Origin of the sequence: Paenarthrobacter ilicis (assembly GCF_016907545.1) — a bacterium.
Classification (GTDB): domain Bacteria; phylum Actinomycetota; class Actinomycetes; order Actinomycetales; family Micrococcaceae; genus Arthrobacter; species Arthrobacter ilicis.
Genome location: NZ_JAFBCD010000001.1, coordinates 3,572,076 through 3,594,384, shown reverse-complemented (window position 1 = coordinate 3,594,384; position 22,309 = coordinate 3,572,076). Strand labels below are relative to the sequence as shown.

Here is a 22,309-nt window from a genome sequence, read left to right as displayed (position 1 = left end):
TCCAGGAACCAACAACAACTACATAACAACCAAGCACCACAGTTGTAACCAAAGATTTCCCACCCACCCCCACCACCACGGGGGCGGGACGGGTAACAGAGTTACGGCGGTCATAGCGTGGGGGAAACGCCCGGTCCCATTCCGAACCCGGAAGCTAAGACCCACAGCGCCGATGGTACTGCACCCGGGAGGGTGTGGGAGAGTAGGACACCGCCGGACAACCATTCACGAGAAGGCCCCGAACCACCCGGTTCGGGGCCTTCCGCACTTAACCACCACCCCACCAAACACACCCGTTGAGACCCCGGTAGAGTCTCAGGATGGATTTCACCCGCACGCTCCATGCCCCTGAGGCGACTGAGGCGTCCACTGACAGCCTCACTGAGCTCATGATCCGCCCGCTGAAGGTCAACGATGCTGGGCTCCTCGCAGCAGCCTATGAGCGCAACCGTGGTCACTTGGCACCCTGGGAACCCAGGCGCAGTGACGTCTTCTTCACCAGGGAAGGCCAGGAACAGGTGGTGCAAGGGAAGCTCCAGCAACAGGAGCTGGGTTCCGAGATGCCGTGGGTCATTACTGACGGGCCAAATATAGTCGGTGCGATGACGTTGTCCGGGATTGTGCACGGGCCGTTCAGGAGCGCGAACCTGGGGTACTGGATCGATCACGGACTCACAGGCCGGGGCCTCGCAACCAAAGCCGTTCAAGAGGTCCTGGAGATGGCACGCAACGGGTTGGGGCTCCATCGTGTCCAGGCAGCCACACTGGTGCACAACGACGCTTCCCAGGCTGTACTGAAGCGCAGCGGCTTCGAACGGATCGGTGTGGCGCCCAGCTACCTGAACATAGCGGGGCGCTGGCAGGACCACATTCTCTTCCAGCGAATTCTGTTCTGAGGGGCGGATCCGTCCAAACCACGGAAATGCAGGGCCGTCGTCGTCTACGCCAATGGCTTAAAGGGACCCCTTAAACCCCCTAAAATCGGTGATTTTGGTCAAAAAGGCGCGGAAACACGCGGAATTTGCTGGCCACGCCAGCCCAAGCTGGTAAGTTTTCGAACAGTGGCTTGCTCGCATTCCGCTTGAAAGCTCAAAAACGTATGAGTCCAGGAGGACGTAAATGGCTAAGAACCGTAGTGAACTCGTTGCAGAGGTAGCAGGCAAGGCTGGCACCAGCCAGGCTGCTGTCAACTCCGTGCTCGATGCACTGTTCGAAGTTTTCGAGACTTCTGTCGCTGCCGGCGAAAAGATCACCATCCCGGGCTGGCTCGCAGTTGAGCGCACCGACCGTGCAGCTCGCACCGGCCGCAACCCGCAGACCGGTGAGACCATCCAGATCGCAGCAGGCCACAGCGTCAAGCTGACCGCCGGCTCCAAGCTGAAGGCTGCTGTCGCCAAGAAGAAGTAATTACTCTTCGGCATATGCCTTAAGTAGGGACGGAAGCCTTGCGGCCTCCGTCCCTTCTTTGCTTTAAACCTGGGGCTGACCGGGCCGCCAGTCGCACTGCTCCTCCCCAACGCTTGCCCGATTCGCAGCCGGGGAGCAGGTAGCGGACAATGGATAGGTGCCGTCAGCAAGAAGTTCCGCAACCGTCCCTTCACCAGTTCCCAAGCCGGGGACCCGGGGAGGCGATGCTGTGGCGGGTATTTCCGTTCCGTGGCAGCTTGCCGGCTTGGCCGTGCTGTTCCTGGCGCTTGCGGGCGCATTGATCTTCTCAGGTGCCTCTGCCGCCCGGCAGGTGTCCGATCCCGGCGAGCTGGTTCGGTGGGGTCTTCCCATCGCCAAAGCCATTCACAACGTCTCCGTTGCCACAGTCGTTGGCGGATTGATCTTTGCTGTCGGAATTCTACCCAAGAATCTTGGAGGCTCCCGGTCGAGGGAGAAGGATCCCGAGGCGCCGGAGCATCCAGCCTTCGCGCGGGCACTGGCCGTTGCCGCGGCCGCCGGCGCTGCCTGGACGCTGTCCGCCGTCGCAGTCCTGGTCCTTACCTATGCGGACGTGGCCGGGCAACCACTCTCGGGAGACGCTGAGTTCACCCGTTCCTTGGTCTACTTCATGACGGACATTGACACCGGCAAAGCCTGGCTCGCCGTCACGATCATCGCCGCCGTTGTCACCACGGCCTTGTTTGGTGTCCGGTCCCTGACAGGCCTGGCGTTCACGCTGATTCTTGCGCTGATCGGGCTCATTCCCACCGCACTCATCGGGCACTCGTCGAGTTCAAGCGACCATGAAGGTGCCATCAACTCCTTGGGGCTGCACCTGGTGGGAGTATCCACGTGGGTGGGTGGGATCATCATGCTGGCTGTCCTTTCCGGGATTCTCACTGGGTCCAGAAGCAAGGGCACCGCGGACATCACTGAGCAGACCTTGCGTCGATTCTCAGCCCTGGCCGGTTTTGCCTTTATTCTGGTCTTTGCCTCTGGTGTCATCAACGCAGCCATCCGCGTGACCAACCCTGCTGATCTTTTCGGTTCCCCCTACGGACAACTCATCGTCGCCAAGGCCCTGGCCACGCTGGTCCTGGGTGGTATCGGTTTCATGCACCGCCAATGGGTGATCCCCCAACTGGGTAAGAACGGCTCCATGTCGGCACGCCGGGTACTTTGGCAGCTGGTTTTGGTTGAGCTGCTGGTGATGGGCGCGACGTCGGGCCTTGCCGTTGCGCTGGGACGCTCGGCTCCGCCGCAGCCCACCACCTACGCCCCGGATGCGTCGCCGTCGTTCATCCTGTCCGGTTACGAACTGCCTCCAGAGCTGACGCCGGAGCGGTGGCTGACCGAGTGGCGCTTTGACTGGCTGTGGGTGGGGGTTGCCCTGTTCGGCGCCGTCACGTACATCATGGGCATCGTCAAGGTGCGTCGTCGTGGGGACCAATGGTCCTTGTTCCGGTCTGTCAACTGGTTCGTTGGCCTGGTGGTGCTGACGTTCATCACCTCCGGTCCACCGGCTGTTTATGGCCGTGTCCTGTTCTCCGCCCACATGATCGACCACATGGCGTTGACCATGGTGGCGCCCATCTTCCTTGTGTTGGGTTCGCCGATCACCCTGGCCCTGCGTGCCCTGCCCGTCAGAGGGGAAGGCCCTCATGGCTCCCGCGGCCTGCGCGAGTGGCTGCTGCTGTTTGTGCACTCGCGATTCTCCAAGCTGGTGACACACCCGCTCTTTGCCGCAGCCAACTTTGCCGGCTCGATTGTCCTTTTCTACTACTCGGACTTGTTCGGCCTGGCGATGCGGGAACACGTGGGCCACGAGCTCATGAACGTGCACTTCCTGCTGACCGGCTACATTTTTGTTCTGGGCATGATCGGCAGCGATCCCCTGCCCCGCCGCGCCCCTTACCCGATGCGATTGCTGCTCCTGCTGGCCACCATGGGTTTCCACGCCTTCTTCGGTGTGTCCATCATGGGCGGTACCGGGTTGTTGGCAGCTGACTACTTTGGGAACCTGGGCCGCACCTGGGGACCCTCGGCACTGGGGGACCAGCAACTGGGTGGCGCAGTGGCTTGGGGGATCGGCGAAGTACCCACGCTGCTGGTAGCCATTGGCGTGGCTGTGATGTGGTCCCGTTCCGATGAGCGGGAGACGCGACGCGTGGATCGTGCAGCCGACAGGAATAATGACGCCGACTTGAGTGCTTACAACGATATGTTTGCCCGACTGGCTGACCGCGACGCCAGGATGGGTCCGGCCGCTGGGACGGCAGGGCGCCGCCAAGCCGGTGAGGGAGCGAACGTCAATGCGACAGCCGTTGATCCCGGCGGCCCCAGGCCCACGCCAACAGAAGCTGTTGACCCAGAAACAAAGACTGAACCGAACACCACGCTGGAAGGACGCTGATGAGCGAAACCGTACGCACCCAACTCCGGGTCAGGGCCTCCGAACTTGAGGGCCGCGGCTGGCTCAATACAGGCGGAAAGTCCCTTGATCTTGAGTCCCTGCGCGGCAAGATTGTGCTCCTGGACTTCTGGACGTTCTGCTGCATCAACTGCCTGCACGTCCTGGATGAGTTGCGTCCACTCGAGGAAAAGTACTCGGACGTCCTGGTCACGGTAGGTGTGCATTCACCGAAGTTTGAGCATGAGGCTGATCCTGTGGCTTTGGCTTCCGCCGTTGAGCGCTACGAGATCCACCACCCCGTCCTTGACGATCCCGAACTGGCAACGTGGAAGGCCTACACGGCCCGCGCCTGGCCCACCCTGGTGGTTGTGGATCCCGAGGGCTACATCGTGGCCCACCTTTCCGGCGAGGGCCACGCTGACGGCTTGGCAGTCCTGCTGGAGGAGCTCGTGGCCGAGCACGAGGCAAAGGGAACCCTCCACCGGGGCAACGGACCCTACGTGGCTCCTGAGCCGACGTCGGGCACTCTTCGTTTTCCTGGCAAAGCCACACAGCTCGCCAACGGCAACTACCTGGTGGTGGACTCCGGTCACCACCGGCTGGTGGAACTCCGGCCGGACCTTGAGACCGTAGAGCGGGTCATTGGCTCCGGAACCAAGGGTTACCTGGATGGCCAGGCTGAGATCGCCCAGTTCAACGAACCCCAGGGTGTCGCACTGCTCCCGTCGGAGATTGCCTGGAAGCTTGGCTACGACGCCGTAGTGGCGGACACGGTCAACCACCGCCTCCGGGGCGTGACGCTGAGCTCAGGCTATGTCCAGACCGTGGCCGGCAACGGTGTGCAGCGTTTGCTGGACGTGGGCCCTGCCCGCGTGACGGACTCGGGAGCCGGAACGTGGTCCGAGCACCTCGACGGCGGCCCGGCTGACTTTGAGGCCGCGTCCTCCGAGCTTGGTGCGTTGGGCCTGGGCAGCGAGGTGTCCCTGTCCTCGCCGTGGGATGTGGTGTGGAGCGAAAAGCTGCAGAAGGTTGTGGTGGCCATGGCCGGCACACACCAGATCTTCGCTTTCGATCCCCTGACCAACGTTGTTTCCGTCCTGGCCGGATCAGGGCTGGAAGGCCTGCTGGACGGTAAGGCCGGGGAAGCCTGGTTCGCCCAGTCGTCCGGCCTGGCTGTCGATGGTGAAGACAACATCTGGGTAGCTGACTCAGAGACGTCCTCGCTGCGCCGTCTGCTGGTCACCGATTCGGGTGTCACCGTGGAAACCGCGGTGGGCAAGGGTCTGTTCGACTTTGGCTTCCGCGATGGCGAAGCAACAGAGGCCCGGCTCCAGCACCCCTTGGGCGTGACGGTCCTGCCTGACAACTCCGTTGCTGTCGCTGACACGTACAACGGTGCCGTTCGCAGGTACGATCCCGCAACCAAGACCGTCTCCACGTTGGCGCGGGGCCTGGCTGAGCCCAGCGACGTAGTGGTGGTCCAGGTGGAGGGTAGCGATCCGCTGCTTGTAGTGGTGGAGTCCAACAAGCACCAACTGGTTCTGGTGCCGATCCCCAAAGAAGCACAGCAGGTTGATGAGGGCGCATCGCAGACCCAGCGTCCCAAGAGTCCCGTAACGCCGGGCAACCTGGAGCTCGCTGTGCGCTTCAAGGCTCCCACGGGCCAAAAGCTGGACGACCGCTGGGGTGACCCCACGCAGCTGAAGATTTCCTCCACGCCTCCGGAGCTGCTGCTCTCAGGAGGCGGAACCTCGGTGGGTTTGCTTCGCACTTTGGAACTCTCGCCAGATGTACCTGAGGGAATCCTCCACATCACTGCCCGTGCGGCCGCCTGTGATGGACCGGAGACCGAGGACGGCGAGATCCCCGATCACGCCGCGTGCCACCTCTACCAGCAGGACTGGGGCATCCCCGTTGTCCTGCAGGCTGATGGCGAATCCGAGCTGGTGCTGGACCTTCGCGGCATGGACTGACACATTGTGAAAGTGGCCCGGCTTCCACCTGTAAAGGGTGGGAGCCGGGCCTTCTTTGCTTTCCTAGAAACTCAGCAGCGGCGTCACTGTGATGGTGTCTCCGGAGACGTCCAACTGGGTGGTGAAGCTGAAGTCGTGCTCAACGCTGAGGTCCTTGCCGAAACCGGTGAACAGATCGATTTCGCGGGCCGTCAGCGTGGCCTTGCCGTTCAAGGGTGCAACCACCCATTTGCCGCCGAAAGGCTCGATGGAGATCTTGGGATACTCCGTGATGGTCCACTTGATGGTTCCGTCCAACACCCTGGCATTGCTGACATGGTAGAACGGGCAGTCTGGCTGCAGCCGCTGTTGTTCAGTGGCTTGAACCGCGCAGTTGTCCAGGAACTCCCGGACCTTGCCCGCCACGGCATCGTTCATGGCCTTGGTGGACCTGGTCATCAGATTCAGTGGCGCCTGGCCGCCGTCTCGGGATGAAACCACTGCCGAAGCCGGCGGTGCTTCAAAGTAGGTCCCGTTCAGGCTGGCCTCGTACTTTCCAGGAAAAAACACGGCGAACGTGTTGCGCCCATTGGGCATGTTGACGGGGACGCCGTTGAGGTTGGCTTCGTTGCCGTTGACCACTGTGACGTCAATGGTGGGCAAGGTGGTGGGTACGAACGCCCACTTGGTGAAGAACAGCCACTGCGTTCCTGTTTTTTCCATGAGGAATTCAGTGTGGAGAGTGTTGCCATCCAGTGTGTAGTCAACGGGCACGGAGGTCCGGTTGCTGCCGCGTGCTTCGGGGTTTCCCACCTTGACGTCCGACATCTTGGACGCGGCAGTCTGCAACGCTGTTCCGTCCAGCATGGCTGCGTTGGCGTTGGGCACCTTGGCCCGCAAAAGCCCCAGCGCTTCCGCGCCGTTTCCTTTTTGCAGGGCCGCCAGATACTCCTTGACCGGCTGTTGAGGGCTGGCCACCGATGAACTCACCAGGTTGATGGCCACAATCGCTCCGGCGGCAGCAAGCATCAGACCGAGCAGCCACCCGGCTGCGGTCTTCACGAATGCTTGACTCAACTGCACGCCCTTTACGTTACCGGTCACGGCAGCGTTCACCGCGCAGGTGAGCGTTGGAGCGCGTTATCTCCACCGTTTGGAAAAGCCCGACGCCGGGCCACGCCCAGCGCCCGGACCGCACCCAATGCGGACCTCACCTGAGCGCTCCGCGCCGCAGGTCAGCGTCGACGGCGCTTGGATGAGGTACCGAAGACGCCACGCATCAGGTCCCTGCCGAGCTGTGTGCCCATGGACCGGACCATGCTCTTGAGACCGCCACCCAAGGCACCGCCCAGTGCGCCCGCGATGTCCCCGAACATTCCGTCCTGTTGCGAAGAAGGTGCCTGCTGGGGAACAGGCGCAGGAGCCGGCGGGGCCGGGTAGGACTGGGGGGTGGCAGCGCGCGAACTGGGCCGACCCAGGATTTCCTCTTCGATACGCCGGGCTTCGGCGTCGATGTCGGCCTGGGAAGGACCAGCTGGTTCGGAGCCGGAAACAGGGTCCCCGGAACCGGCAGGAGCGCCGGTGGAGGCTACGGACCCACCTGCAGCAGAACCACCGCTGAGCTTTTCATAGGCAGACACGTTGTCCACGGCCGTCCCGTATTTGGCCAGGAGGGAGGACGCGGCAACTGCACTCTTGACGAGGTCGTCCGTGCTGGGGCCCATCACGGATTCCGGGGCCCGGAGCCGGGTCAGGGCAACGGGTGTGGGCGCGCCCTTCTCGTTCATGACGGTGATGACGGCCTCGCCAATACCGGCGGATGTCAGCGTCTTTTCGAGATCGTAGTCGCTCACCGGGAACGTGGACACAGTGGCTTTGAGTGCTTTGGCGTCCTCGGGGGTGAAAGCGCGGAGGGCGTGCTGCACGCGGTTGGCCAGCTGCCCCAGGATGTCCGCGGGAACGTCCTTGGGTGTCTGCGTGACAAAGAAGATGCCTACGCCCTTGGACCGGATGAGTCGGACGGTGGTAGTGATGGCCTCGAGGAAGGCTTTGGAAGCGCCATTGAAGAGCAGGTGTGCCTCATCCAGGAAGAACACCAGCTTGGGCTTGTCCAGGTCTCCGGCTTCGGGCAGGTCCTCAAAGAGGTCGGCCAGGAGCCACATGAGGAACGTGGAGAACAGCAGGGGCTTGGTTTGGAGGGTGGGGAGTTCCAGGCAGCTGACCACACCGCGGCCGTCCGGGGCGTTGCGGAGGAGCTCGGCGGTGTCGAACTCGGGCTCGCCGAAGAACTTTTCCATGCCCTGCGCTTCGAGTCCCACCAGCTCGCGGAGAATCACTCCGGCAGTGGCCTTGGACAACCCACCCAGGTTTGCCAGCTCCGGCTTGCCCTCGTCTGAGGTGAGGAACTGGATGACAGCCCGCAGATCCTTCAGATCGATGAGTTCCAGGTTCTTCTGGTCCGCAAAGTGGAAGATCAGTTGGAGGCTGGACTCCTGGGTGTCGTTGAGGTCCATGATCCGCGAGAGCAGGATGGGCCCGAACGAGGTGATGGTGGCCCGGACCGGGATGCCGTTGCCGTCACCACCGAGCGACAGGAACTCAACGGGAAAGTTCTTCGCGGACCAATCCTGGCCAAGCGCCGAGGTGCGGGCAGTCAACTTTTCGCTGGCGGTGGCCGCCGTTGCCAGTCCTGAGAGATCGCCCTTGATATCGGCAAGAAAAACCGGCACACCCGCCGTCGAAAGCTGTTCCGCGATCATGTGCAGCGTAACCGTCTTGCCGGTGCCGGTGGCGCCGGCCACCAGGCCGTGCCGGTTCATCATGGCCAGGGGAAGGCGGACTTGCGCTTCTTTGTGGACTTCGCCGTCCACGATCGCGGCACCCAGCTCAATCGTGGCGCCTTCAAGGGTGTATCCCTGCTGGATGGTGGCAAGTTTCTCGGCAGTTGTTGCGATGCGTTCGTTGGCCATGCGCATAGCTTAGCTGGGCAATGCAAGATCCTTGGTGAAGGCCAAATGCATGATTTCCTCGGGGTCGGCGGCCAGGTCGAACAGCGCTTGGTAACCGGTGGCGAGGTACAGGTGCTTCGCTTCCGGCTGGCGGGGACCGGTGGTGAGATAGAGCTTTGCGTACCCGCGGCGTCGGGCTTCATTTTCAAGTTCCGCGAGCACCAGGCGGGCCAGGCCACGGCGGCGGTGGGCGGAGTGCGTCCAGATTCGCTTAAGCTCGGCCGTGTCCTGGCTGTAGCGGCGGAAGGCACCGCCGGCCACTGATTCGCCGTTTTCCTGGATGATGAGCAGCGCGCCGTGCGGGGCTTCGAATTCTTCAGCCGGGTACCGGTTCAGTTCCTCGGAGGCACCTTCGCTGCTGAAGAGGTCGCCGTAGCGTGCCTCGTATTCCACGGCGAGTTCGTCAAGGAGCGGACGGACGCGGGGGTCGCTCATGGGCAGGCTGAGGACGGTGAGGCCCGACGGCGGCAGGGTTGGCGTTGTTGTCATGTCATACCTTTCGTACGTGGTGCCCAAGTAGGTGACAGTTGTGCGCGTTATGAGGGCTCAAAACGCGCACAAGTGCGACCTAGTTGGGTTGGGGTGCAGGTACCGCGGCAGCCACGGAGGCCAGGATACGGCGTGCCAAGGCGTCATTTTCCCGGAACGGTGCGGCGTTGGTGTTGGGACGGGCGAAGGCCCCGGCACCCCAGCCGGAGGTCCAGGGACCCACTGCGAACAAACCCTTCTGTGGTGTTCCAACAGGGGAGAGAACCTCGTGATTCCCGGAGACCAGCAGTTTTCCGGTGGAGTGTGTGCCTTCGGAGGTGAGCAGCCTCTGTTCGGTGCCCACACCGGCGTCGTGCAGGTCTGTGAGGGCCGGATTCGCCGAACGTTCCACGGACGCGGAAGGCAACCGGGCTTCAATGTACGCCGAAGCGTCAACCACCACTGGCGACTGGAAGGTCCCGGCAACGAACCGGCCAACTGATTCGTCGGCCCTGACCCACATGCCCGGCCCCAGGAACTTGAGGAAACCGGCCCGGTGCAGTGCGAGCATCTCGCGGAGCCGGTGGGCCGGCGGGCCCGAGTCGACGAAGCTGAAGAAGCCGTGCCACCAACCATGAATGGCTTGCTGGGAGCGCGCATTCAGCCGCTCCTGCGGGACAAGCCGGCCCAGGTCCATGTAAACGAAAAGCAGCGCCATGAACAGGGCAAGGGTTTCGGAATGGTCCTCGCTGGTGCGCAGATCCAAGTCCCGCTGGATGTAGGCGGCCACGGAGCGCTGCACTGTGGCGTGGTCAGAGAAGGCACATCCGCTCAGGGGGTGGTCCAGCTTTTCCAGGTCCAACCGCAGTGTGGGGTCCGGAACGGCCGCGGCTACCAGCTCTTCCCGCGCTGTGCTGTACCAATCCAGGGCATCCAGCCGCGCCTCGAAGTCCGCCCACGTCCCCTCAACCCGCGACGGGTAGCCGGTGAAAAGCTCGCGGTAATAGGCGTACCCGGCGTCCTTGGCGATCAGCGGCCACAGGTGCGCGCGGAAATCGAGTTCCGCGTGGGAGGCCAAGAGGGAATCGATGGCATCGGCCGTGAAATACCGCGGACGGGCAACGGGCTCGCCCTGCAGCGTGGACGAGATTTTGGAGTGGTACGGCACTCCGCGGCGGGAACCGGCCCAGACCCGTGGCTCGGCGCCGGACGGCACGTAGCTGAGCTGGCCGTCCGTGCCTTCTTCGAACCGGCCGCCGCGGCCCTCGAACAACAGCACCAGCAGGTCCACGAACGCCAGCCCCATCCCCGAGACGATCACGTCCTGGCCGGCGCTGATGGGGGAGTAGTCAACATCGGTGGTGTACGACGGCGGCGCATGGAACCTGTCATGCCGGGCAGCGAATTCGCTGAAGCGGGCGGACTCGTCGTCAGGAGCGGAATCGGTGTGGCCCAAGGCGTAGACCACGACGTCGGCAAGCACCTCCGCGCCGGAGGCCAGCCGCACGCGGTGCGCACCGGCGTCGGGCCCGCGGTGGTCCGACGGAGAAACCGTGGTTGCCGTGTCCTGGTGGACGGTGACGGAGACGTTTTTCCCCAGGGCGGAGACGGCGCGGCGGAAGAACCATTCCAGGTATTTGCTCTGCAGTTGCCGGCTGGGGAAGGACGCCGGCGTCAAGGCGTGAAGCTGCGCGAGCAGGTGCGGCTCCAGCACGGGAACGTCACGGATGCTGCCGTCGAGGACCCCGGCGGCCCACGCGGCGAGCCCGGGACCGTCCACGGCCGGGCCGTCGCAGGCCACGGAACCATCAGTGAACATGGTGACGTCCGCGGCAGTGGAGTTCAGCAGCAGGCCCGGGCTCTGGTCATAGCGCCAGATCCTCCCCGATCCCGGCTGGTGCGGTTCAATCACGTGGATGCGCAGGGGGCCGTGGAACAGTTCGGGACGGCTGGCCGCAATCCGTTCCAGGACGCCGGCCGTACGCGGGCCGCCGCCAATGAAGGCAATGGTGGGAACTCGTGACGGCATGGAATCTCCTGAAACAACATGAAAACAAGGGGTGGTAGAGCCCAATCTAGGGAGCGCGGGGTGGGCTGGTCGAGGCGCTGGTAACGCCCGGTCACTGCACGTCACGGAGCGTCAAGGGACGCAAAATCCCGACTCAAACCACTGCAGGCGTGGGCAATTGTGACGTCATGAGAACCCCCAAGAAGCAGCGCTAAGTCCGGTGAAGAAGTGCAAATTCCTGCCTTGCCGGGGTCTTTGCCACGCCCCTAGATTGGCAGCCAACCAATAAACCCCAACCGATCTGAAATGAGGTGGCGCATGAGTGCAACAGCACCGCCTGCCACGGCGGAAACTGCACCGCCCACCCCGGACTATTCCGACTACAAGCTGGTCCCGGCCAAGCATCCCTGGCGTTGGGTGGGCACCGTGCTGGTTGCTGCCGGCGTCGCGGCCATCGTGTGGTCCCTGGCCACCAATCCCCGCTGGGAGTGGGGCGTGGTGGCCGAATGGTTCACCGCGCAGTCTGTAGTGAAGGGCTTGATCGAAACCCTCAAGCTCACGGCCATTTCAGGAGTGCTGGGGTTCATCCTCGGTTTCATCCTGGCCTTGATGCGCCTCTCCGCTTCGCCACTGTTGGTATCGGTGTCGTGGACGTTCTCCTGGATTTTCCGTTCCACCCCGCTGCTGGTCCAGTTGCTGCTCTGGTACAACCTGGGATACCTCTACGAAAAAATCAGCCTGGGCATACCGTTCACGGACGTCAGGTTCTTCGAAGCGCAGACCACCACGCTCATCAGCCAGTTCGCTGCGGCGGTCCTGGGCCTCACCTTGAACCAGGCCGCATACTCGGCAGAGATCATCCGTGGAGGCATCCTCTCCGTGGACCAGGGCCAACTGGAAGCTGCCTCCGCCTTGGGCATCCCGGCCTGGAAGCGTTCCACCAGGATTGTCCTGCCGCAGGCCATGCGGGCCATCCTGCCCAACGCCTTCAACGAGATCATCGGCCTGGTGAAGGGCACCTCGATCGTTTACGTCCTGGCCTACTCGGAGCTCTTCTACACCGTGCAGGTGATCTACAACCGGACCCAGCAGGTCCTGCCGCTGTTGCTGGTGGCCACGCTCTGGTACGTGGTGATCACCTCGGTGCTGAGCGTTTTCCAGTACTACATTGAACGGCACTTCTCCAAGGGGGCTGTCCGGAACCTGCCGCTCACGCCCCTGCAGAAGGCCCGCAAGTTCTTCTCCACCCACGTTGCCGCTTCTCCCGCAAAGGACGCCCGATGAGCATCATCGCCGCACGCAAGCAAAACACGAGGGCGGCACAGGCTGCCGCTGGAACCGCGGCCGGGGACGTTGCCGGGGAAGCCCCGGGCACCACCGGTTCGGCCGCGGCTGCCAACCGTTCAGCCGAAGGAAAAGCCGGCACCCGCGGCCAAGTGGACATCACCAACGTCCGCAAGTCTTTCGGCGCCACCGAGGTCCTCAAGGGCGTCTCCTTGTCGGTCCCGCCCGGCGGCGTCGCAGTGATCGTGGGTCCCTCCGGGTCCGGCAAGTCCACCCTGCTGCGGACCATCAACCACCTGGAAAAAGTCGACGGCGGGTACATCACCATCGATGGCGACCTGGTGGGCTACCAGGTGCGCGGCAACAAGCTCCATGAGCTCCGCGAAAAGGACATCCTCAAGCAGCGCACCAACATTGGCATGGTGTTCCAAAGCTTCAACCTGTTCCCGCACCTCACCGCGCTGGAAAACGTGATCGAGGCGCCGATCGTGGCCCAGAAGCGTTCCAAGGCCGAAGCCCGGAAACGTGGTTTGGAACTCCTGGACCGTGTGGGCTTGAAGGACAGGGCGGACGCCTACCCCCGCCAGCTTTCCGGCGGGCAGCAGCAGCGCGTGGCCATTGCGCGGGCGCTGGCACTTGATCCCAAGATCCTGCTGTTCGATGAGCCCACGTCCGCACTGGACCCTGAGCTGGTCAACGAAGTCCTGGACGTCATCCGGGAACTGGCAAAATCCGGCACCACCCTGATCATCGTTACCCACGAGATGGGCTTTGCCCGTGACGTGGCGGACACCGTGGTGTTCATGGACGACGGACTGGTTGTTGAGTCCGGCTCCCCACAGGACATCTTCGCCAACCCCCGCGAGGAACGCACCCGCAGCTTCTTCTCCAAAGTCATCGAACCAGCTTTCAACATCTAGGACATCCCCATGCTTCGCACCACCCACAGCCACTCGTCCTCTGAACCATCCCGGGGCTCCACCAAACGCAGGTTCCTGGCACTCGCTGTACTTCCCGCCGTCGTACTTCCTGTTCTGGCGGGTTGCTCCGATCCCGGTGCGTCGGCTGCCAAGCCGGAATCGGAAGCTGCCAAGAACGGCGTCGTGTACAACACCTCCGTTGACCAGAACCGGATCCGCGATGAGAAGGATGCCGCAGCCGCAGCCAAGGTTCCGGCCGCCATCTCCAAGGACGGCAAGCTGACGGTAGCCACCACGGCCGGCTCCATCCCACTGTCCTTCCACGCCACGGATGACAAGACCCCCATTGGCGTGGAGGTGGACATCGCCCAGTTGGTGGCGGACAAGCTGGGCCTGGAACTGGACCTCCAAGTGACCTCCTGGGAGAACTGGCCGCTGAAGACGCAGTCCGGCGACTTCGAGGCAGTGTTCTCCAACGTGGGCATCAACGCCGCACGCGTGAAGCTGTTCGACTTCTCCACCTACCGCGCTGCCTACATGGGCTTCGAGGCTAAGAAGAGCTCCAGCTACGACATCAAGGGCTCGGACGACATCTCCGGCTTGAAGATCTCCGTGGGCTCGGGCACCAACCAGGAAAAGATCCTCCTGGCGTGGAACAAAGAACTCGAAGCCAAGGGCAAGGCCCCCGCTGCGCTCCAGTACTACTCCTCCGACGCCGACACCATCCTGGCGCTGTCCTCAGGCCGTACCGACCTGAACCTGGCCCCGTACCCGTCGGTGACGTACCGCGAGAACACGCGCGACGACCTCAAAGTGGTGGGCAAGGTCAACGCCGGCTGGCCCGCTGAGACACTGGTTGCTGCCACCACCCTGAAGGGCAACGGGCTGGCCCCGGCCATCACCGACGCCTTGAACTCCACCATCAAGGACGGCTCCTACGGCAAGGTCCTGGAACGCTGGGGACTCTCCGAGGAAGCAGTGCCGGAATCCAAAACCGTTACCGAGGCAACGTTCGTCACCCCGGCAGGGACCACCAAATGAAGTTCCAGGTCCTGGACATCATTCCGCACCTGAAGCATCCGGTGACGGGGGAGATCGTCTCCACCGCTGACCGTTTGAACCAGGTGGTGGAAACGGCCCACCGGGCTGAGGAGCTCGGCTTCGACAGCTTCTCAGTTGGGGAACGTCATGCCGGCGAGTTTGTCTCGTCCTCCCCGACGACGGTCCTCGCCGCGATTGCCGCCGTCACCAGCCGTATTCGCCTGCAATCCGGGGTTACCGTGCTCTCGGTACTGGACCCGGTGCGCGTTGCCGAGGATTACGCCACCATCGACCAACTGAGCCGTGGCCGCCTGGAACTGGTGATCGGCAAGGGCAACGAGATCCTTCAGTACCCCCTGTTTGGTTTGTCCTTGGACGACCAATGGGACCTGCTGGCCGAGAAGTACGCCTTGCTGCGGACACTCTGGCGCAAGGAAAGCGTCACGTGGTCAGGCCGCTTCCGCCCGGCCCTCACCGAGCCGACCACGACGACGCCACGCCCCTTCGCGGGTTCACCCCGGATTTGGCACGGCTCGGCTACAACCCTGACATCCGCTGCGCTCGCAGCCAAGTGGGGCGATCCGCTGTTCACAGCCAACGCCATCCAGCCGCGGGAGAACTACAAGGTACTGATTGACCACTACCGCGAGGAATACGAACGCCACGGCCACGATCCCCGCCACCAGTACCTTGGCTCGGGCAGCGGGGCCGGAGGAGTGTTCATTGCGGACACCACGCAGGAGGCCATCCGCCAGTACGGCCCGGTGTACGAGGGTTTGACCGCGGGCCGGAATGTGCCGGGCAACAACTCGCCATTCCGCGACATTGAGCACGCCGTGGCCGAGGGCCCCGCCTTGGTGGGAAGCCCGGAACAGGTGATCGACAAGATCCTCAGCTACCACTCCCTGTACGGCCACGATCTCCAATCGATCTCCCTGCCCACCACGCTGCCGTTCGAACAGCAGCTGGACATCCTGGAGCGCTTCGCCCTGGAAGTCATCCCCGCCGTCCGGGCCGCGGCCCCCACCACACTGTGGGAAGCGGTGGACCCCTTTGGCGGCCGCCCGGAATTCGCCGGGGCCACCGAACCGGACGCCGCAGCAGCAGTCACCGCCGATCATGCTTTGAACAGGAGCGATACCGCCTATGTCTACGCAAGGTAACACCACAGCCACCCTGGACTCCTTCGAGCAGGAGTGGCAGGAATGGCACGCAGCCCACGAACGCAAACGCGCCCACCCCCACGGCTTCCTGGCCGTGACCCATCTCCACTGGCTCACCGCTGAACCGGCCCGGCTGGAAGGCGCCCCGGGAACCTGGAGCGTGGAGTCCGGCGTCGTCCGCGTTGTCCTGGAGCCGGGAGAGAGCCTGGAACAAGATGGTGTGCAGCTGGGCTCGCCTATCGAGCTGGGGCCGATCGCTGAACGCGGCGGCATCAACCTGGTGTGGGGCGACACCGTGATTGAAGTAGCCAAGCGCGGCGGCGAGTACATTGTGCGTCCCCGCAACCCCGCCAATGACCTGCTGGCGGAATACCAGGGCACGCCCACGTATGCGCCCACTGCAGCATTCGCGGTGGAGGGTACGTTCGTTCCTTTTGACCAGCCGCGATCCACCACGGTGGGCGCTGCTGTGGAGGGCATCCAGCACGTCTACGAAGCGCCCGGACAGATCCGGTTCCAGCTGGACGGCGAGGAACTGGCCTTGACGGCATTCAACGGATACGCGCCCGGATCCCTGTCCGTGCTGTTCACTGACCGGACCTCGGGCAAAACCACCTATGCGGCCAATCGTTCGCTGTCCGTGACCCCTGCCGCCGACGGTACCGTGCAGCTGGACTTCAACCGCGCGGTGAATCTGCCCTGCGCCTACACGGACCTGGCCACCTGCCCGCTCCCCCCTGCCGAGAACCGGTTGCCAGTGGCCATCGAAGCCGGAGAAAAAATCCCCTACGAACGTCAGGACCAGAAGTGAGTATTGCTGAGAAGGCCGGATTCCTGGCCATTGAACTCGACGGAGCCGGGTATGAGGACCTTGCCCGGGCTGTCCTCGCCGCTGAATCCGCGGGCTTCCATGTGGCGACCTTCCAGGACGAACCCGCCGCGGGGCGGACCAATGCACTGCAGCGCGCAGCCTTCGCCGGTCCGCTCACCCGGACCATCGCCGTGGTGCCGGAAGTGGACACCGTTTACACGGAGCCCTTCCACGTCTCCACGCAGCTGGCCAGTTTGGACTATGTGTCAGGAGGCCGCGCCGGCTGGATCGCCACCGCGGCCGAGTCGCCCGAGGCCGCAGCCGCCGTCGGACGTTCCTTTGTCACGGGCGGGGCGCTCGCAGAAGAAGCTGCCGCTTCCATTGAAGTGGGCCGGCGTTTGTGGGATTCCTGGGAAGACGACGCCGTGATCCGCGACGTCGCCACAGGCCGCTACATTGACGTTGACAAGCTGCACTATGCGGACTTCGAAACCCCTGCCGGCTTCAGCGGCAAGGCCTACTCCGTCAAGGGCCCGTCCATCATTCCGCGCCCGCTGCAGGGCCAACTGCCGGTGCTGGCTGCAGCCTCGCTGGTGGGGGATGGCCTGGTTCCGGTGTCGGCCGTGGACGCAGTCCTGGTCAGTGCGCCCACCACGGAGCTGCTGGTTGCGGAAGTCCGCGACGTACGGGCGCGGCTGGGTTCCCCGGTGGCGATCATCGCGGAGCTCGACGTCGTGCTGGACTCGCGCGGGCAAAGCGCACTGGCGCGGACGGTCGCCTCGGAAGAGGCGCATCGTGCACGGTTTGTCGGCTCCGCGGCCGGACTTACCGATCTTCTGGACGGCCTTCTGAAGGAAGCCGACGGCGTTCGCCTCCACCCTGCCGACGTGGACGTTGAGCTGGAAGAACTTTCGCGGCTCGTCCTCCCTGAGCTGCGCCGCCGTGGGGCCTTGCGCCCACTGGTCCAGGACGGGACTTTCCGTGATGTCCTCGGGCTTGCACCTGCGGAGAACCGCTATTCGACCACTGCCGCGGCTCCTGTTGCCGCCGGAAAGTAGGGGAACACCATGACACGGGACATTTTCCAGCCCTCCGGCCAGATCCAGTTCGGGATCTTTTTCCAGGGCGTCAACTCCGGCACCATCTGGAAGGCAGCCGAGTCCGGCTCGCAGACGGACTTCGAGTCCTTCCGGCACATCGTCCAAACGGCCGAGCGCGGCAAGTTCGCAGCCTTCTTCCTGGGCGAGGGACTCCGCCTGCGTGAGCACCTTGGCCGCCCCCACGCACTGGACGTGGTGGGCAGGCCGGATGCGCAAACCATGCTGGCAGCCTTGGCGGCCATCACCACGAACATCGGCTTGGTGGCCACCCAGAACACCACGTACAACGATCCCGCCGACCTGGCACACCGTTTGCAGTCCTTGGACCTGATTTCCGGCGGCCGTGCTGCCTGGAACATCGTTACCACGGACAATGCCTGGACGGGAGCCAACTTCCGCCGCGGCGGATATTTGGACCACGCCGATCGCTACAAGCATGCCGAAGCGTTCGTGGAAACCGCCAAGCGCATCTGGGATTCCTGGGAGACACCCGAAGGCCCGGCACGGCGCGTGCTGCATGAAGGCCAGCACTACACCGTGGACGTGACCCCGCGCCTGCCGCGGAGCGCCCAGTACCGTCCGGTGCTGTTCCAAGCCGGCGACTCTCCCGATGGCCGCGACTTTGCGGCCCGCCAGGCAGACGTGATCTTCTCCGCGCACCCGAAGTTTGACGACGCCGTGGAATTCCGACGCGACATTGTGGCCCGTTCCGTCGCCGTCGGACGTGGTGCCAACGCCGTGCAGATCATGCCGGCCAGCGAGTTCATCCTGGCGGCCACCGATCAGGAAGCCCAGGAGAAGAAGGCCTGGGTCCGCAGCCTGCAGATCGGTCCGCAGCAGGCAATCGCGTATTTGGAACAGTTCTGGGGTCGCGAGCTCTCCTCCTACGACCCCGACGGTCCCCTGCCGGACATCGACCCCGTTGTGGAAGAAACCTCGGAGACCCGTGGCAGTGGTTTCCACGGCGCCAAAGCACGGCAACTTGCCGACCAATGGCGTGCCGAAGCCAAGGACAAGGGCTTCTCCATCCGCCAGTTCGTGAGTTCCAAGACGGCCAGGATTGACGCTACGTTCACCGGTTCCTACAACTCCGTGGCCGATCACCTGGCCGAGTATGCACGCGTAGGTGCTGTGGATGGCTTCAATATTTCGCCGTGGCTCATCCCCACCGGACTGGATGACATTGTGAACCACTTGGTCCCCGAACTCCAGGAGCGCGGCGTATACCCCACCGAATACCGCGGCACCACGCTCCGGGAGAACCTGGGCCTGGAGACTCCGGTGCGCTCCAGTGAGGCCGTCCCGGCGTCATGAGGGTACTCGTGAATTCTGCTGGATCATTCCTGCGTCGCATCTTTTCGGGCCCGGAACCACGCGGACCTGCCTGGGCAAGTCGCCGGATGATCCAGCAGAATCGTGCGGCGTCCGACGGCGGGCGGGGGACGGTGAGCCTGCAGCTTGCTGTGTGGAACCAGCCGCTGTAGTTCCGGCCGAGCCTGCTAGAGAAGGTTGCTGAACACGTTCCACCCTGTGCCCAGAGGCCCGTAGGGGCCCCACAGGGTGGACGTGTTTGCCCCGCTGGAGTACGTCAGCAGATCGCCGTTCCCGTTGATCACGGCGAGGTCGTTGAACCTGTTGTGGCTGAAACTTCCCAGTCCTGCGATATCGGAGAACGAGCCCCATCCGCTGCTGATCATGGCGGACTGCTGCCATCCTCCTTGGCCGTTCGCCGGATACAGATACAGATTGCCGGCTGAGTCCCGTGCGTAGACCTCCACCGGGCCGTCGCCGTTCATGTCCCCGGCCGGGATGATCTTGTTCATGACCTGCCAGCCTTGACCCACCTTCACGGGTGCCAGCCAACCGCCGCTACCGTTGCCCGGGTAGAGGAACAGCTCACCGGCAGAGTTCCGTGCCAGGACATCGTTGTTGCCATCACCGTTGAAGTCGCCGGGACCCACGATCGAGTCGAAAACATTCCACCCCTGGCCCACCTGACGCCGTTGCTGCCAGCCACCGCTGCCGTCGCCGGGATACAGGAAGAGGTTGCCAGCGGAATCCCTGGCCAGAAGGTCGTTGGCGCCATCGCCGTCGAAGTCGCCGGGGGAGAACACCATGCTGAACACGTTCCAGCCCTGGCCCACTTGGCGGGGCTCATCCCACACTCCACGGTAGGTGGGGCAAGCCCCCTCGCAGCTTCCTTTGACGTACGTGTAGGTCCGTGGGTACAGGATGAGCCGGCCGTCCGCGGTACGCGCCAAGGGTTCGAAGTTGCCCCTGCCGGTCCACCCCATGGCGCGGCTTGACGCTTTGATGGGTTTGGTTTCGGCGCTCAACTGGGTGCCGCTGGGGCAGCCAGTTTGGCCGGGAGTGGACGGGTAGACCTTCAGGGAGATGCGGGTGCCTTGGTCTTCCGCCAGGACCCGGAGGCTGTCACCTTGGCGCGCGGCTGGAAGGGGTACGCCATTGCGGAGCCATTCCACCCTGATGCCCTCCGAAGTCCCGTCCGCACTGGGGCACCCGTAGTAGTCGTAGTTGTACTGGCGGCGCAGTTCGGCACCCACGTAGGGGACGCCGTCGATCACTGGCGTTGGCTGGGAGGCCGCCGAGGCGGGTCCCGGTCCGATCAATCCTGCGGTGAGACCTACAACCGCAACGGTCGCGAGCCTTGCAGCGCGCACAAAGAAATTCCCCATGGTTCCCCCCGGAAGCCAGCGTCGATTGGTGCTTGAGTGTGTGCTGAGGGTACCGCACTCAGCACACCGTCGTCAGTGGGTGGGTGGCGCCACCATGAAGACATCCACCGGATCCTGGGACTCCACCACGAATCCGTGGCGCTCGTACAGGCGTTGGGCAGGGCTTCCCTGGAGCACGTTCAGGCGGAACGGCTTGCCACCGGAGGGGGCGTTTATGATGTGCCGGAGCACTGCCGAGCCAAGGCCTTTGCCCTGGTGGGCCGGATTCAGGTAGAAGTGCTCGATCCACCGTTCATCTGCCTCGGTCCGCAATGCCACAACCCCCGCGTCCACTCCGTCCACGTGGATGACGAAAGTATTCTCCGGCTGGAACCCGTTCAGGAAACGCTCCCGGACGCGGACAGGATCGAATCGTTGCAGCCGTTCCAGGTCCGGCCGCATCACCACGGCGCGGAGTTCGGCAATCCACGCGGCATCGGAGGGCACGCACGGGCGCAGGACAAAATTGCTCATGCTCCCAAGCCTAGGCTGCGTCAGCGGCCGTTATAGTCCTCGTCCGTGATGTGCTCGCGCCATGTGGTGGTGTTGGCCGGGTCCTCGCCGTTCTGGAGCATGGCGATGTGCTCCATAAAGCACCCCGGCGCGGCCGCGTGCCAATGCTCTTCACCCGGCGGCGTGTACAGGGTTTGGCCGGGGTGAACCTCGATGATGTTTCCGTCGCGGGTACCAAAGCGTCCAATGCCCTGCGTGACGCGCAGGTACTGGCCATGCTGGTGGGAATGCCAGGCTGTGCGGGCTCCGGGGGCGAAGCGGACCGTTGCAACCACCATGGTCTGGTCTTTTTCGTGCGGTACGGCAATCGGGTCGAGCCACACGTCCCCGGCGAACCGCTCGGGCGGGTTCTTGGTGGTTGGCGCTGTGGGTTCAATGTTCATTCGGTGGTTCCTTGATCGTTTCTGGGCTGGGGGTGAGGGGGCTTGAGGCTCAGCGTCGCCGGGCTTCCGGGCTCAACTCATGCGCGGAGTAGCTGTTATCGTCGGGATTCACGGTCACCCCTGGCGCTACCAGTTGATCGATTCCGTCCAGGACGTCGGAGGACAGGGTGGTGGTGGCAGCGGGCAAGTAGGACTCAAGCTGTTCCATGGTGCGCGGTCCCACAATTGCTGAGGTGACTCCCGGGTGGGTAAGGACAAAAGCTATGGCCAACTCGATCAGGGTGATGCCGGTGGCGTCTGCGAGCTGGGCGAGTTCTTCGACCAGCTCCAGCTTGCGCTGGTTGCCGGCCTTGGTCATATCGAACCGGGCGCTCGGCCGGGCACTGGACGTCGGCGCCGATGCAGAGTCTTTCCGCCAACGTCCGGAAAGCCATCCTCCACCGAGGGGGCTGTACGTGAGCGTACCCATGCCGTGGCGCTGCGCGGTCGGCAGAACGTCCTCTTCGATGCCCCTTGTAAGGATCGAATAGGGCGGCTGCTCGGTGACGAACCGTTCCAGGTTCCGTTCCCGGGACGCCCACTGTGCCTCCACCATCTGGGAGCCGGTGTAGGACGATGAACCGATGTAACGGACCTTGCCCTGGCGGACCAGATCAGTCAGGGCTCCCAGCGTCTCTTCAACGTCGGTGTCCGGACTGGGTCGGTGAACCTGGTAGAGGTCAATGTAGTCGGTCTTGAGCCTGCGGAGGGAGTCCTCCACGGAACGCATGATCCAGCGGCGGGACCCACCGCGTTTGTTCGGATCGTCCTGGTCCATGGGCATGAAGAACTTGGTAGCCAGGAACACATCATCCCGGCGACCTTCCAGTGCATGCCCAACAATCTCTTCCGATTCCCCGCCTGAGTAAACATCTGCGGTATCGATGAAGTTGATGCCGGCTTCCAGGGCGCGGTGGATGATGCGGACCGAATCTGCAGTGTGGTTGTTGCCCCAAGGACCGAACATCATCGCGCCAAGACACAGCGGGCTGACCTTGACGCCGGTACGGCCCAGTGAACGGTATTCCATCTCTTTTGCCTTT

Annotated in this window: 19 protein-coding genes and 1 rRNA gene; 12 read left to right on the top strand and 8 right to left on the bottom strand. The window is 63.6% G+C overall.

The features are described from left to right. The first annotated feature begins 102 nt into the window (after window positions 1–102). The 5 genes from rrf to JOE60_RS16390 all read left to right on the top strand — a co-directional run bounded on the left by rrf (window position 103) and on the right by JOE60_RS16390 (window position 5,814). A 5S ribosomal RNA gene (gene rrf / locus JOE60_RS16410) occupies window positions 103–219 on the top strand. Window positions 220–320: 101 nt separating this feature from the next. Further along, on the top strand, window positions 321–896 hold the full coding sequence (locus JOE60_RS16405; protein WP_167267730.1) for a GNAT family N-acetyltransferase: 576 nt from the start codon (window positions 321–323) through the stop codon (window positions 894–896). Window positions 897–1,119: 223 nt separating this feature from the next. Next, complete coding sequence (locus JOE60_RS16400) at window positions 1,120–1,407, top strand: HU family DNA-binding protein (protein WP_011776355.1); 288 nt, start codon at window positions 1,120–1,122, stop codon at window positions 1,405–1,407. Window positions 1,408–1,564: 157 nt separating this feature from the next. Then, window positions 1,565–3,841, top strand: coding sequence for a bifunctional copper resistance protein CopD/cytochrome c oxidase assembly protein (locus JOE60_RS16395; protein ID WP_420851404.1), 2,277 nt, complete (start codon window positions 1,565–1,567; stop codon window positions 3,839–3,841). Next, window positions 3,841–5,814, top strand: a complete 1,974-nt coding sequence (locus JOE60_RS16390) for an NHL domain-containing thioredoxin family protein (protein WP_167267728.1) — start codon at window positions 3,841–3,843, stop codon at window positions 5,812–5,814. Before JOE60_RS16395 ends, JOE60_RS16390 begins: the two co-directional genes overlap by 1 nt. Window positions 5,815–5,877: 63 nt before the next feature. On the opposite strand, the gene JOE60_RS16385 is transcribed toward JOE60_RS16390, so the two are convergent. The 4 genes from JOE60_RS16385 to JOE60_RS16370 all read right to left on the bottom strand — a co-directional run bounded on the left by JOE60_RS16385 (window position 5,878) and on the right by JOE60_RS16370 (window position 11,298). Further along, window positions 5,878–6,870 carry a hypothetical protein gene (locus JOE60_RS16385; RefSeq protein ID WP_204815018.1) on the bottom strand — a complete coding sequence of 331 codons (993 nt, stop codon included), beginning with the start codon at window positions 6,868–6,870 and terminating at the stop codon, window positions 5,878–5,880. A 158-nt stretch (window positions 6,871–7,028) separates the two neighbouring features. Then, on the bottom strand, window positions 7,029–8,768 hold the full coding sequence (locus tag JOE60_RS16380; protein WP_167267726.1) for a helicase HerA-like domain-containing protein: 1,740 nt from the start codon (window positions 8,766–8,768) through the stop codon (window positions 7,029–7,031). A gap of 3 nt (window positions 8,769–8,771) precedes the next feature. Beyond that, complete coding sequence (locus JOE60_RS16375) at window positions 8,772–9,290, bottom strand: GNAT family N-acetyltransferase (RefSeq protein ID WP_167267724.1); 519 nt, start codon at window positions 9,288–9,290, stop codon at window positions 8,772–8,774. 79 nt (window positions 9,291–9,369) lie between these two features. Further along, complete coding sequence (locus JOE60_RS16370) at window positions 9,370–11,298, bottom strand: FAD/NAD(P)-binding protein (protein WP_167267722.1); 1,929 nt, start codon at window positions 11,296–11,298, stop codon at window positions 9,370–9,372. A gap of 297 nt (window positions 11,299–11,595) precedes the next feature. Between JOE60_RS16370 and JOE60_RS16365 the strand changes: the two genes are divergently transcribed. From JOE60_RS16365 to JOE60_RS16335, 7 genes are read left to right on the top strand one after another with little or no spacing between them, the layout of a single operon-like run. After that, complete coding sequence (locus JOE60_RS16365) at window positions 11,596–12,561, top strand: amino acid ABC transporter permease (RefSeq protein WP_204814952.1); 966 nt, start codon at window positions 11,596–11,598, stop codon at window positions 12,559–12,561. Continuing rightward, on the top strand, window positions 12,558–13,481 hold the full coding sequence (locus JOE60_RS16360) for an amino acid ABC transporter ATP-binding protein (protein ID WP_208381532.1): 924 nt from the start codon (window positions 12,558–12,560) through the stop codon (window positions 13,479–13,481). The genes JOE60_RS16365 and JOE60_RS16360 overlap by 4 nt, the downstream gene beginning before the upstream one ends. A 9-nt stretch (window positions 13,482–13,490) precedes the next feature. Then, window positions 13,491–14,522 (top strand): ABC transporter substrate-binding protein, encoded by a 1,032-nt coding sequence (locus tag JOE60_RS16355; RefSeq protein ID WP_167267718.1) that lies wholly within the window; start codon window positions 13,491–13,493, stop codon window positions 14,520–14,522. Continuing rightward, entirely contained in the window at window positions 14,519–15,685 is a 1,167-nt protein-coding gene (locus JOE60_RS16350; protein ID WP_167267716.1) for an LLM class flavin-dependent oxidoreductase, read from the top strand. The genes JOE60_RS16355 and JOE60_RS16350 overlap by 4 nt, the downstream gene beginning before the upstream one ends. After that, window positions 15,669–16,496, top strand: a complete 828-nt coding sequence (locus tag JOE60_RS16345; RefSeq protein ID WP_167267714.1) for a DUF1684 domain-containing protein — start codon at window positions 15,669–15,671, stop codon at window positions 16,494–16,496. The genes JOE60_RS16350 and JOE60_RS16345 overlap by 17 nt, the downstream gene beginning before the upstream one ends. Beyond that, the gene (locus JOE60_RS16340) at window positions 16,493–17,554 is read left to right on the top strand and encodes an LLM class flavin-dependent oxidoreductase (protein WP_167267712.1); all 1,062 of its coding nucleotides are present in this window, start codon (window positions 16,493–16,495) and stop codon (window positions 17,552–17,554) included. The genes JOE60_RS16345 and JOE60_RS16340 overlap by 4 nt, the downstream gene beginning before the upstream one ends. A gap of 9 nt (window positions 17,555–17,563) precedes the next feature. Beyond that, on the top strand, window positions 17,564–18,910 hold the full coding sequence (locus tag JOE60_RS16335; protein WP_167267710.1) for an NtaA/DmoA family FMN-dependent monooxygenase: 1,347 nt from the start codon (window positions 17,564–17,566) through the stop codon (window positions 18,908–18,910). Window positions 18,911–19,095: 185 nt separating this feature from the next. Here JOE60_RS16335 and JOE60_RS16330 read toward each other — a convergent pair whose 3' ends face one another. From JOE60_RS16330 to JOE60_RS16315, 4 genes are all read right to left on the bottom strand, one after another. Further along, window positions 19,096–20,292 (bottom strand): FG-GAP repeat domain-containing protein, encoded by a 1,197-nt coding sequence (locus JOE60_RS16330; RefSeq protein ID WP_167267708.1) that lies wholly within the window; start codon window positions 20,290–20,292, stop codon window positions 19,096–19,098. A 72-nt stretch (window positions 20,293–20,364) separates the two neighbouring features. Then, a complete protein-coding gene (locus JOE60_RS16325) occupies window positions 20,365–20,805 on the bottom strand; it encodes a GNAT family N-acetyltransferase (RefSeq protein WP_167267706.1) in 441 nt (146 codons plus the stop codon). 20 nt (window positions 20,806–20,825) lie between these two features. Next, window positions 20,826–21,227: a (R)-mandelonitrile lyase gene (locus tag JOE60_RS16320; protein WP_167267704.1), complete on the bottom strand. Its 402-nt coding sequence runs from the start codon at window positions 21,225–21,227 to the stop codon at window positions 20,826–20,828. 49 nt (window positions 21,228–21,276) lie between these two features. Continuing rightward, window positions 21,277–22,296 (bottom strand): aldo/keto reductase, encoded by a 1,020-nt coding sequence (locus JOE60_RS16315; protein ID WP_167267702.1) that lies wholly within the window; start codon window positions 22,294–22,296, stop codon window positions 21,277–21,279. Window positions 22,297–22,309: the final 13 nt, after the last annotated feature.

What these genes read in the sequence shown, in the direction of transcription:
- JOE60_RS16405 (WP_167267730.1), top strand. Translation starts at nt 321, where the DNA reads ATGGATTTCACCCGCACGCTCCATGCCCCTGAGGCGACTGAGGCGTCC.
- JOE60_RS16400 (WP_011776355.1), top strand. Translation starts at nt 1,120, where the DNA reads ATGGCTAAGAACCGTAGTGAACTCGTTGCAGAGGTAGCAGGCAAGGCT.
- JOE60_RS16390 (WP_167267728.1), top strand. Translation starts at nt 3,841, where the DNA reads ATGAGCGAAACCGTACGCACCCAACTCCGGGTCAGGGCCTCCGAACTT.
- JOE60_RS16380 (WP_167267726.1), bottom strand. Translation starts at nt 8,768, where the DNA reads ATGCGCATGGCCAACGAACGCATCGCAACAACTGCCGAGAAACTTGCC.
- JOE60_RS16375 (WP_167267724.1), bottom strand. Translation starts at nt 9,290, where the DNA reads ATGACAACAACGCCAACCCTGCCGCCGTCGGGCCTCACCGTCCTCAGC.
- JOE60_RS16370 (WP_167267722.1), bottom strand. Translation starts at nt 11,298, where the DNA reads ATGCCGTCACGAGTTCCCACCATTGCCTTCATTGGCGGCGGCCCGCGT.
- JOE60_RS16365 (WP_204814952.1), top strand. Translation starts at nt 11,596, where the DNA reads ATGAGTGCAACAGCACCGCCTGCCACGGCGGAAACTGCACCGCCCACC.
- JOE60_RS16360 (WP_208381532.1), top strand. Translation starts at nt 12,558, where the DNA reads ATGAGCATCATCGCCGCACGCAAGCAAAACACGAGGGCGGCACAGGCT.
- JOE60_RS16355 (WP_167267718.1), top strand. Translation starts at nt 13,491, where the DNA reads ATGCTTCGCACCACCCACAGCCACTCGTCCTCTGAACCATCCCGGGGC.
- JOE60_RS16350 (WP_167267716.1), top strand. Translation starts at nt 14,519, where the DNA reads ATGAAGTTCCAGGTCCTGGACATCATTCCGCACCTGAAGCATCCGGTG.
- JOE60_RS16345 (WP_167267714.1), top strand. Translation starts at nt 15,669, where the DNA reads ATGTCTACGCAAGGTAACACCACAGCCACCCTGGACTCCTTCGAGCAG.
- JOE60_RS16335 (WP_167267710.1), top strand. Translation starts at nt 17,564, where the DNA reads ATGACACGGGACATTTTCCAGCCCTCCGGCCAGATCCAGTTCGGGATC.
- JOE60_RS16330 (WP_167267708.1), bottom strand. Translation starts at nt 20,292, where the DNA reads ATGGGGAATTTCTTTGTGCGCGCTGCAAGGCTCGCGACCGTTGCGGTT.
- JOE60_RS16325 (WP_167267706.1), bottom strand. Translation starts at nt 20,805, where the DNA reads ATGAGCAATTTTGTCCTGCGCCCGTGCGTGCCCTCCGATGCCGCGTGG.
- JOE60_RS16320 (WP_167267704.1), bottom strand. Translation starts at nt 21,227, where the DNA reads ATGAACATTGAACCCACAGCGCCAACCACCAAGAACCCGCCCGAGCGG.
- JOE60_RS16315 (WP_167267702.1), bottom strand. Translation starts at nt 22,296, where the DNA reads ATGGAATACCGTTCACTGGGCCGTACCGGCGTCAAGGTCAGCCCGCTG.